Origin of the sequence: Ensifer sp. CCNWLY38 (genome assembly GCF_037120565.1) — a bacterium.
GTDB classification, from domain to species: domain Bacteria; phylum Pseudomonadota; class Alphaproteobacteria; order Rhizobiales; family Rhizobiaceae; genus Ensifer; species Ensifer adhaerens_H.
In genome coordinates, this window is the sequence record NZ_JBBBBO010000033.1 from 1 (window position 1) to 9,715 (window position 9,715).

The 9,715-nt window shown below is 58.6% G+C and carries 7 protein-coding genes; 5 read left to right on the plus strand and 2 right to left on the minus strand.

Annotation, left to right across the window (positions count from 1 at the left end):
- Positions 1-54 precede the first annotated feature (54 nt).
- The 5 genes from nirD (at position 55) to V7S54_RS33120 (ending at position 7,555) form a co-directional block, all read left to right on the plus strand.
- Positions 55-390, plus strand: a complete 336-nt coding sequence (gene nirD, locus V7S54_RS33100; protein WP_336410008.1) for a nitrite reductase small subunit NirD — start codon at positions 55-57, stop codon at positions 388-390.
- A 237-nt stretch (positions 391-627) separates the two neighbouring features.
- Positions 628-3,282 carry a nitrate reductase gene (locus tag V7S54_RS33105; RefSeq protein ID WP_336410009.1) on the plus strand — a complete coding sequence of 885 codons (2,655 nt, stop codon included), beginning with the start codon at positions 628-630 and terminating at the stop codon, positions 3,280-3,282.
- On the plus strand, positions 3,254-4,723 hold the full coding sequence (gene cysG / locus V7S54_RS33110) for a siroheme synthase CysG (protein ID WP_336410010.1): 1,470 nt from the start codon (positions 3,254-3,256) through the stop codon (positions 4,721-4,723). The genes V7S54_RS33105 and cysG overlap by 29 nt, the downstream gene beginning before the upstream one ends.
- On the plus strand, positions 4,723-5,037 hold the full coding sequence (locus tag V7S54_RS33115) for a hypothetical protein (RefSeq protein ID WP_336410011.1): 315 nt from the start codon (positions 4,723-4,725) through the stop codon (positions 5,035-5,037). Before cysG ends, V7S54_RS33115 begins: the two co-directional genes overlap by 1 nt.
- Positions 5,038-5,293: 256 nt before the next feature.
- Positions 5,294-7,555: a methyl-accepting chemotaxis protein gene (locus tag V7S54_RS33120; RefSeq protein WP_336410012.1), complete on the plus strand. Its 2,262-nt coding sequence runs from the start codon at positions 5,294-5,296 to the stop codon at positions 7,553-7,555.
- A 488-nt stretch (positions 7,556-8,043) separates the two neighbouring features.
- Here the strand turns inward: V7S54_RS33120 and V7S54_RS33125 are convergent, their stop codons facing one another.
- A complete protein-coding gene (locus V7S54_RS33125; protein ID WP_336410013.1) occupies positions 8,044-8,202 on the minus strand; it encodes a hypothetical protein in 159 nt (52 codons plus the stop codon).
- Between the two features lie 555 nt (positions 8,203-8,757).
- Positions 8,758-9,039, minus strand: coding sequence for a hypothetical protein (locus V7S54_RS33130; RefSeq protein WP_336410014.1), 282 nt, complete (start codon positions 9,037-9,039; stop codon positions 8,758-8,760).
- Between the last annotated feature and the right edge of the window lie 676 nt (positions 9,040-9,715).

The window sequence follows — 9,715 nt, forward strand, 5'->3', positions numbered from 1 at the left end:
ACGAGTTCCGGCCGATGGCGACGGTCGGTTTTTCTCAAGCAGCGGAGTGAGGGGATGGATATCAACTGGATCTCAATTGGCGACATCTCCGACATTCCGCTGAGGGGCGCACGCTGCGTGAAGACACCACAGGGCAAGATCGCCGTGTTCCGCACCGCCGAAAACGAGGTCTTCGCCATCGAGGATCACTGCCCGCACAAGGGCGGACCGTTGTCGCAGGGCATCGTGCACGGCACGGCCGTAACCTGCCCCTTGCACAATTGGGTGATCTCGCTCGAAACCGGCAAGGCGCTCGGCGCCGACGACGGCGCAGTGCGAACGGTCCCGGTGCGCAACGACGGCGGCGCGCTGTTCATCGCCCTCAAAAGCCTGTTGATTGCGGCGGAATAGTCATGGAGCACGAAGTACTTCCTTCTGCCGCTCCACGATATCTCCCCCTCAAGGATGGAGATCGGTTTGAGTATGCCGGTGCCCGTTTGAGCAAGAAAGGCGTCTATCGCCTTTGCTCAGTGGATGGAGACCAGTGGCACGGCGAGTTCCCGATTTCTCCTCTTGAGGGGGAGTTACCGGCAAAGCAAGCAGGCGGGGGTAAGCCACGAAACTATGGCTGCATGACCGAGGTCGCCCATGTCCAGTGAAACCAAGACCACCTGCCCCTATTGCGGCGTCGGGTGCGGCGTCATTGCCAGAACCGACGACACCGGCACCGTCAGCGTCAAGGGTGACCCGGATCATCCCGCCAACTTTGGTCGGCTCTGCTCCAAAGGTTCAGCACTCGCTGAAACCCTTTCGTTGGACGGAAGGGCGCTCCACCCGGAGATCCATGGAAGGCGCGCGGAGTGGGATGAGGCGCTCGATCTTGTGGCCTCGAAATTCCGTGACACGATCGCCGAGCACGGGCCGGACTCGGTCGCCTTTTATGTCTCGGGCCAATGCCTGACCGAGGACTACTATGTCGCCAACAAGCTGATGAAAGGCTTCATCGGCTCGGCCAACATCGACACCAATTCCCGGCTCTGCATGGCCTCCTCCGTCGCCGGCCATCGCCGCGCCTTCGGCGCGGACACGGTTCCCGGCTGCTATGAGGATCTGGAACTCGCCGATCTGATCGTCCTTGTTGGTTCGAACCTCGCCTGGTGTCATCCGGTCCTCAACCAGCGCATTCAGGCGGCAAGACAAAGCCGACCGGACTCAAAGATCGTCACCATCGATCCTCGCCGCTCCGTCAGTGCCGATCTCGCGGACATGCACCTGATGATCAAGAGCGACGGCGACGTTGCCCTCTTCAACGGATTGCTTGCGCATCTCGCCGGATCGTTGGCGTTCGATCAAGACTATGTATCCGCCCATACGATTGGCTTCCACGATGCGCTTGAAGCCGCGCGAACCCGGAACCTGTCGGATATCTCGGAGGAAACAGGTCTATCGATCGCCGAACTGCGAGCCTTTTACCGTCTGTTTGAAACGACGGAAAAGGTCGTCACGTGCTACAGCCAGGGCGTCAACCAGTCTTCGATCGGCAGCGACAAGGTCAATGCGATCATCAACTGCCATCTGGCAACCGGGCGCATTGGCCGACCCGGTTTAGGCCCCTTCTCGCTGACCGGTCAGCCCAATGCGATGGGTGGCCGCGAGGTGGGCGGTCTCGCCAACACGCTCGCCGCCCACATGAACATAGAGGACGAGGCCGCGCGCGATCGCGTCCAGCGTTTCTGGATATCGCCGACGATCGCGGCAAGACCCGGCCTCAAGGCGGTCGAAATGTTCGAGGCCGTTGCCGATGGACGCATCAAGGCCCTCTGGATCATGGCCACCAATCCGGTCGTCTCGATGCCGGATGCCAACCGGGTGCGAGAAGCCATCCGCAACTGCCCCTTCGTGGTTGTTTCCGACATCCAAAAGAACACCGATACCGCCGCCCTCGCCCATGTGCTGCTACCTGCAGCCGGTTGGGGTGAGAAGGACGGAACTGTCACCAACTCCGAGCGGCGCATTTCCCGCCAGCGAAATTTTCTGCAGCTGCCCGGCGAAGCAAGACCGGACTGGTGGCAGATGGCGGAGGTCGCCAAGCGCATGGGCTTTAACGGCTTCGATTACAGAAGTCCGGTCGAAATCTTCGTCGAGCATGCTGCTCTTTCAGGCCTCGAAAACGACGGCGCCCGTGACTTCGACATCGGCGCGAAAGCGGGGATCTCAGCTGATGCCTTCGAAGCAATGACACCGTTCCAATGGCCACATCGCGCAGGCACGCCCGAGGGCGCCACGCGCTTCTTTGCCGATGGTGCGTTCTACACGCCCGACCGCAAGGCGAGATTCATTGCCGTGAACTCCGAGCGCGAGGAGCGTACCAGCAACGACACGCCCTTCATTCTCAATACCGGGCGCATCCGCGACCAGTGGCACACCATGACCCGTACCGGCAAGGCAGCGCGCCTCTCGTCGCATCTCGCAGAACCCTTTGTCGAAATCAACCCGGCCGATGCCGCCGAACTCGTGATCCCCAAGGCTGGATTGGTGAAGCTGGAGAATGCCTTCGGTTCCGTTGTGCTTCGAGCACTGATCACGGAGCGGCAACCGCGTGGCAGTGTGTTCGTGCCGATGCATTGGAATGACGAATATGCGGCCAATGCGCGCGTGGATGCCTTGCTCGCGCCACGCACAGACCCCGTTTCTGGCCAGCCCGCACTGAAAAATATTGGCGTCAAGGTCAGCCCCGCTGACATCGCGTTCTACGGTTTCGCGGTTGTTGCCTCACGCCCCGAGCGACTGGATGCGCCCTATTGGGCAATCGCCAAGGCGGAAGCCGGCTGGCGTGTCGAATTTGGCTTCGACAAGCCGCTCGACGATATCGAGGCGTGGTGCCGCGGGACCTTTGGCCTTTGGGATCGCGGCGAACATCTCGCTTATGCAGACGGCCCGACGCAGCAGCAGCGTCACGGCTTCTTTGACGGAGAGCGGTTGCTGCTCGCCTTTTACGCCGCACCGGAACCTGTCGGCGTGTCGCGCGACTGGGCCGTGAAGCAACTCGGTCTGCGACTTGAGACGATGCGGGCACGCGTAGCGGTTCTTGCCGGTCGGCCGGGAGCAAATCAGATGGACCCCGGAGCAACCGTTTGCTCCTGCTTCTCGGTCGGCGTCAATCAGATCGTGGGCGCAGTCGCGGGCGGCTGTCACACGGTCGAAGCGGTCGGCAAGCAACTCAATGCCGGAACCAATTGCGGCTCCTGCCGCGTCGAAATCAAAGGGGTTATCGATGGTTGCCTCAGTCAAGCCGCAGAGTGATCGACAGGAGCGTATCGCTACGCTCGCTTCGCTACCGGTGTTCTTTGATCTCAAGGGAAAATCCGTTCTGGTCGCCGGTGGGAGCGATGGTGCAGCGTGGAAGGCTGAACTGCTGGCGGCCGCCGGCGCGGAGGTACATGTCTTCTGCCCTGCCGACGAGCTTTCCGACGTCTTCGAGGAGAATCTTGACCAGTTTGTCCACCACGATGCGCCTTGGCAGACGGCATATTTCAAGAGCTTTGCCTTGGCTGTCGGCGACTGCGAGACTGAAGAAGAAGCGCGCGGCTTTCACGATCGCGCGGCAGCCGCCGGAATTCCCGTCAACGTCATCGACAAACCGGCATTCTGCCAATTCAAGTTCGGCTCTATCGTCAACCGTTCACCTGTGGTGATCGGCATCTCGACCGATGGCGCCGCTCCCATCCTCGGCCAAGCCATCCGCCGGCGGATTGAAACGCTCCTTCCGCAGTCCCTCAAATCCTGGGCTCAACTCGCCCAGGCCGCCCGTACCTATGTGACGGACACCCTCACCTCGGTTCAACGTCGAAACTTCTGGGAACGTTTCGTTGATCGCGCCTTCGGCGCTGGCGAGCCGGATGTGGATACGATGCGTGGCCTCATCGCAGATGCAGATCGAATCCGCAGCAATGCGGGCAATGCCGGCCGCGTCACACTCGTGGGCGCCGGTCCGGGCGACGCCGAGTTACTGACGTTAAAAGCGGTCCGCGCCCTTCAAGCTGCCGATGTGATCCTGTTTGATGATCTTGTCTCAGGCGAGGTGCTTGAACTTGCCCGCCGCGAGGCCAAACGCATGCTGGTCGGAAAACGGGGCGGCCGCGAAAGCTGCAAACAGGAGGACATCAACGCGACAATGTTGGCTTTCGCCAAGGCTGGCAAGCGCGTTGTTCGCCTCAAATCAGGCGACCCGATGATCTTCGGGCGCGCCGGCGAAGAGATCACCCACCTTAATCGAGAGAACATTCCCGTCGACGTTATTCCCGGCATCACGGCTGCAAGCGCCATGGCTTCGTGCCTTGGCATATCGCTAACCCACCGCGACCACGCCCAATCGGTGCGCTTCATCACCGGCCATTCCCGTCATGGCGGACTACCCGCCGACATCGATTGGGCGACTGTCGCCGATCCCCGTACGACAACCGTGTTCTACATGGGCGGCAGGACCGCACCGCTCATTTCTGAGCGCCTGATCAGCGAGGGCTTGCAGCCTTCCACCAGAGTGATCGTGGTCAGCGACGTCAGTCGCGCTACTCAGCGGAATTGGTATGGCAATCTCGCGAACCTTGCGAGCGGCATGGAGAAGATCGGCTACGAAAGTCCCGTCCTGATCGCCGTGGGTGGAGCTTTGGCAGCCTGCGGAAATGAGGCCCTCGATGCCGGTGATGTCACTGGGAGCCCGGCTCGGGCAGTCGGGTTTCACTGATGGAATTGGATGTGATTTCCCCGGTACTACTCATTCTGGCGATCAGCCTCAGTTGGAACCGCTTCGCGTGCATGTTTAGCTTAGCGTCGAGCGCCGCGCTGGCGGCCGCGCCGCTTACCACCGCAGCCACCGCCATCAGCTTGTCGGCCTTGGGGCTGGCTTTCGCAGGCAACACGCCATGGTTTGGATTTTTGATCGTGCTGGCCGGCGTACTTGCCAGCTCGACTGTTAAGAGGCAACCCGCTGCGATAACCGTCGCACTGTCAGCAATCAGCCTTGCTGCCTATCTGCCGTTCTCTCCGGTTCAATTTTGAATTGGTTTCACGACAAGGCGACGATCATGAAACTTGTTTAATCGCCAGATCCGCAAAAGCCGCCCACGCACAGCCAAAAAGGACGGCATTTTGTGTATAAAATGAGCAATAAACAGACTCATTGAATATTGACTATCGTCAATCTAAATAAAAATCGCTGATCTGAGCGGAATTAATAAGTCGTCAATCGTCCTTTCTTATTTTGGCCGAAATTCATACGCTGCAGCTCAGCGTCTGAATTCAAGCTGGAGTTCCTATGAAGACGACTGATCTTTCGATTGCATCGCGCCTTTGGGCTGCCGTGCTCCTTCCACTGATTGCACTTGGCGGCCTGCTCTATCTACAGATCTCGGACAAATGGCAGACTTATCTCCATATGCAAGAGATCGAAGTCGCCAGTGCCCAGGTCGGCGAGATCGGCAACATTATTCACCGGTTGCAGATCGAGCGTGGGCTCAGCGCAGGTTTTCTAGGCTCGAAGGGGAGAACAAACCAATCTGAATTGGCTGCCGCACGTAGTCAAACAGACAACGTGCTTTCCGGGTATAAGCAGCTCGTGCTGCTCGAAAATCAGTTTGCGACGGAGGGGTTTCGGGAGCAATCAAGGCAGCTGGAAACCAACCTCAGAAATGTTGCAACATTTCGGCTATCTGTCGACCAATTCACGGCATCTGGTGCCGACAGTTTTCAGTTCTATACAAATATCATCGGCGGATTGGCGAACCTTGCCCGGGTGGTCACGTCGCAAAACGTAGGCTCGGACATCACCTCGCGTCTCATTGGCTTCAATCAACTCCTGCAGGCGAAGGAACTTGCCGGGCAGGAGCGCGCTACCGGCAATGGCTTCATCACCGCCGGCAAGGTCGACGAGTCACGTTTTCTGGGGTTTGCTCAGTCAGGCGGCGCCCAATCGGCACTGCTTCAATCCTACCTCTTTATGCAGAACCCAGTAGACCGTTCAAATTACGCTAGGGCGCTGGACAATTCCGCGCTTGAAGATCTGGTTGCGATGCGATCCGTCATTATCGGTAAGGGACAAGGAACTGGTCTAGCTGGCCTGAACAGCACCACCTGGTTTGCGACCGCGACGAGCCGGATCGAGGCGATGAAGGCACTCGAGGACGAGACGTTGCGAGGGATCTCGACGGTTGCCGCCGAGCATGCCGATAGTGCGATGCGCTCCCTCATTGTCCTTGTGGCCACCTTCATCGCTGTTACCACCGCCATCGTTTTCTTCTGCTTTAAGATGGTCACGAGCATCATCAAACCGTTGAAGAACATGGTGGAGTCGATGGGCCGGCTTGCAGCGGGGGATCTTGAGCTTCGCGAGGCCAACGATAGACGCGGGGATGAGATCGGCCAGATGGCCGATGCAGTCGAGGTGTTTCGTCAGGCCGCAATTCGAAACCGAGAGCTCGAAGCAGACGCCGCGGAGAACCGTCATCGTATGGAGGTCGAACGCGTTGAGGTGCAGCGCATAGCGGATGAAGAAGCCGAGGCTCGTTTGAACCAGGCAACTGCCGCGCTTGCAGGCAGCCTTCGCAAACTTGCTACTGGCGACATGGTTTGCGAGATCAAATCTCCGCTTGCGCAGCAATTCGAGGCCCTGCGCAACGACTTCAATGGCTCCATCTCACACCTTCGCAGCGCCCTGCGTGGCGTTGGAGCGGCCGTCGCAACTGTCGAGGGAGGTTCGCAGGAAATCTCCGGCGCCTCGGACGACCTTGCAAGACGAACCGAACAACAGGCGGCCTCACTTGAAGAAACGGCTGCTGCGCTTGAGGAGATTACCTCCAATGTACATACCACATCCCGGCGCGCAGCCGAAGCGCGTGACGTCGTGCAAACGGTCCGCCTTCGCGCCGACAAATCCGGCGAAGTAGTTCGCCACGCTGTCGCTGCCATGGAACGGATTGAAACCGCATCGCGACAGATCAACCAGATCATCGGTGTGATCGACGATATCGCCTTTCAAACCAATCTGTTGGCGCTGAACGCCGGCATCGAAGCAGCACGGGCCGGCGATGCTGGCAAGGGTTTCGCGGTTGTTGCCCAGGAAGTGCGTGAACTTGCTCAACGGTCGGCAGTCGCCGCTCAGGAGATCAAGACACTGATTGCCAACTCGGCTGCGGCAGTCAGCGATGGTGTGAGACTAGTGGGTGACACTGGTGATGGGCTTAGCGCAATTATGCAATTGGTCGGCTCGGTTGCTTCACATATGGACGCGATCGCTTCCGCCGCGCAGGAACAGTCTGCTGGTCTGTCGCAGGTGAGTTCGGCGGTCAATCACATGGACCAGGCAACCCAGCAGAACGCGGCGATGGTCGAGGAGATGAACGCGGCCGGTGCTGGCCTCGCACAAGAAAGCGCGAAGCTTTCGCAGTTGGTATCGGGCTTTGAACTCGGGCTGGGTTCCCAAATGCAAACCGCTGCCACATCGAATCCCCCGGCCACCATGCGCTTAGTTGGGCGAACCAGAGGGAGCACGGCGATCGTTGAAGACTGGCAGGCGTTTTGAGGCTGGCGCGCGTGTCTCACCGAAATCCTGGACCCGCACGAGGCTTCGCGCACTGACCGTATCATGCAGGCCCCTCACAAGGCCCTCGACACCGGAAGCAAGAGAGCGACTGTCTCCGACTGATAACGTGTCTGATGTGATCGGAAACATCCGCATTGACCGAGTATTGCGAGGTCGCATTAGGCGATGATGAAGTATCCCTTTTGGACGGCTGTTGTCGCATCCATGCTCGCGCCGCGCGCATCTCCGATGAACCCGCTGACCGCTTTAAGGTCGCGGGCGTTCAGATGGAGCTCATAGGTGGTATCCGGGACTTTCTTCCGGTGCTGGCAGGAACGAGATGTTCTCACCGTCGCCGAGTAGAACCCCGGAGGTATACTCAGTCCGTCAATGTGAACGTCACTCCCCGCTATGAGACCTATAATCCTTCCTCGACTCGGCATTATTTTAGACTCCTGGCGGTTCCTTCAGAACGGAGCGATGCTGCCTTATTCTACGGCGCACCAGTCGCGGATATGCGAGATTGCGAACCGCATCTGAAGCCCGCGGTATTCTACGACCAACTTGTCCGCATCCCGACGCATGAACTTGGCGACGTAGTTGCGAACCGCACCCGCTTCGTCGACCACTTCAAACACGTATGTCATCGCCTGAACCCCTAATGATTGAGGGGTTATATTCCATTCTGCTTGAGTGAGACTTACGCCTACTGGATTTCGCCGCCCATTTGGGCAGTTCGCTCCGACGACCGCCGTTGCCTCGGGCCTCACCACCTTCTCGAACTCTTCCCGGTTGCCTCTCAACGGCGTAGCCGGCGGACGCCTGATCCACGCGGCAATCCAGAGTAGCCCCAATTGATTAGTTACTGTTCATAAAATCTTATTGATTTCGAGACGAGCAATTGCAATCATATACTTGAAATTGCGCTACAGAAAAGCACACGTTAAAGATGAGCTCGTGCTGGTTTTATTGCCGCGCAATTCCGCCATTTTCATTCGCGCGCTTGGCTTGGACCTCCGTACAGGTGCGGAGGTTCAAGCGCATTGAGGGGTGGTGAATAGCAGTATCTTCGGGCCGTGGCCCAGCATTAGAAAACTCTTGATTTCACAACTTGTGAGTCCGGCCAGAGTCCGCATAGGGTTCGTTGTTCAGAGGGGGCGGTGGCAATGTGGAAGACGGATTGGCCAAAATTGGCGGTGACCTCAGAAACGATTGTCGTGCTTCGCCGGATCTTGCGAGACTGGTGCGACGAGCGCGGTCATCGCGCCGATAGTCAGGAAGGTGGTCGAACTGCCAAATCCCTGATCGGCTGATATGAATTCGGCGTGACCGACGAAGACGAGCTGGCGAGGCTGATCCGCGACGACATCATTATTGCTGAAGCCTAAATCGTGGCTGCGATGCGGAGCACTGTTCAGGACCTTGTGATGGGAGTACTTGGCTGGACCGCATGGCATCAAGCCAGCAGGGACGGGAAGTTCCACTGGCGACGCTGGCGCAAAGGTGACTGGGAAATCCGCGAAATGACAGCGGACGAGCAGGACGACGCCCTGATAGACTGGTCAATCAAGTAAGTGATGAAGACGGTTGAGCCTTGGCTGGCTGCCATTGTAGCTCGAACGGGCGAACTGACTGAACGACGCCAACAGCGTTCGCCGGCACAATGAACTTCGAAGCGCACGCGAAGGAAAAACCATTGCGAGTATCCGCAAAACTGCCATGAGGCGGCCGGAGAGATTCCTACACGGCATCCAGCCATGAGATCAAAGAACACATCGGCCCCTACAGCGGAGCCTCTGCCATTCACGAACAGAGGCTCAGTCAGGCCTTCGGATCGCCCTCACGATAGCCGCATTCGGCAGTTCTGCGGCTGGCGATCCGTTGTTCACCATACGCTCATATAGACCCGAGACAAGGATCAGCACGAGATGAGGCGACTAAAGCCCCTCATCGGGAATTGAAGCCACTGGGCGACGAAAGAAAAGGCCCCAGATCCGAAACGGGTAGAATCCAGGGCCCTCCATCTGAGCGTTCGACTTCACAGGCGGCGCCATCTACGGCTGGACCGTCGCCGGTTTCAAGCTCTAACACGTCAGAATTTTGCCGCTGCGAGCCACGGGCCCTTGCCCTCGATCCGAGTCCGATCTCGGATCTTTGGGC

Bases quoted from the DNA above. Each gene is read 5' to 3' on its own strand.
- nirD (WP_336410008.1), top strand. From the start codon at position 55: ATGGATATCAACTGGATCTCAATTGGCGACATCTCCGACATTCCGCTG.
- V7S54_RS33105 (WP_336410009.1), top strand. From the start codon at position 628: ATGTCCAGTGAAACCAAGACCACCTGCCCCTATTGCGGCGTCGGGTGC.
- cysG (WP_336410010.1), top strand. From the start codon at position 3,254: ATGGTTGCCTCAGTCAAGCCGCAGAGTGATCGACAGGAGCGTATCGCT.
- V7S54_RS33115 (WP_336410011.1), top strand. From the start codon at position 4,723: ATGGAATTGGATGTGATTTCCCCGGTACTACTCATTCTGGCGATCAGC.
- V7S54_RS33120 (WP_336410012.1), top strand. From the start codon at position 5,294: ATGAAGACGACTGATCTTTCGATTGCATCGCGCCTTTGGGCTGCCGTG.
- V7S54_RS33125 (WP_336410013.1), bottom strand. From the start codon at position 8,202: ATGACATACGTGTTTGAAGTGGTCGACGAAGCGGGTGCGGTTCGCAAC.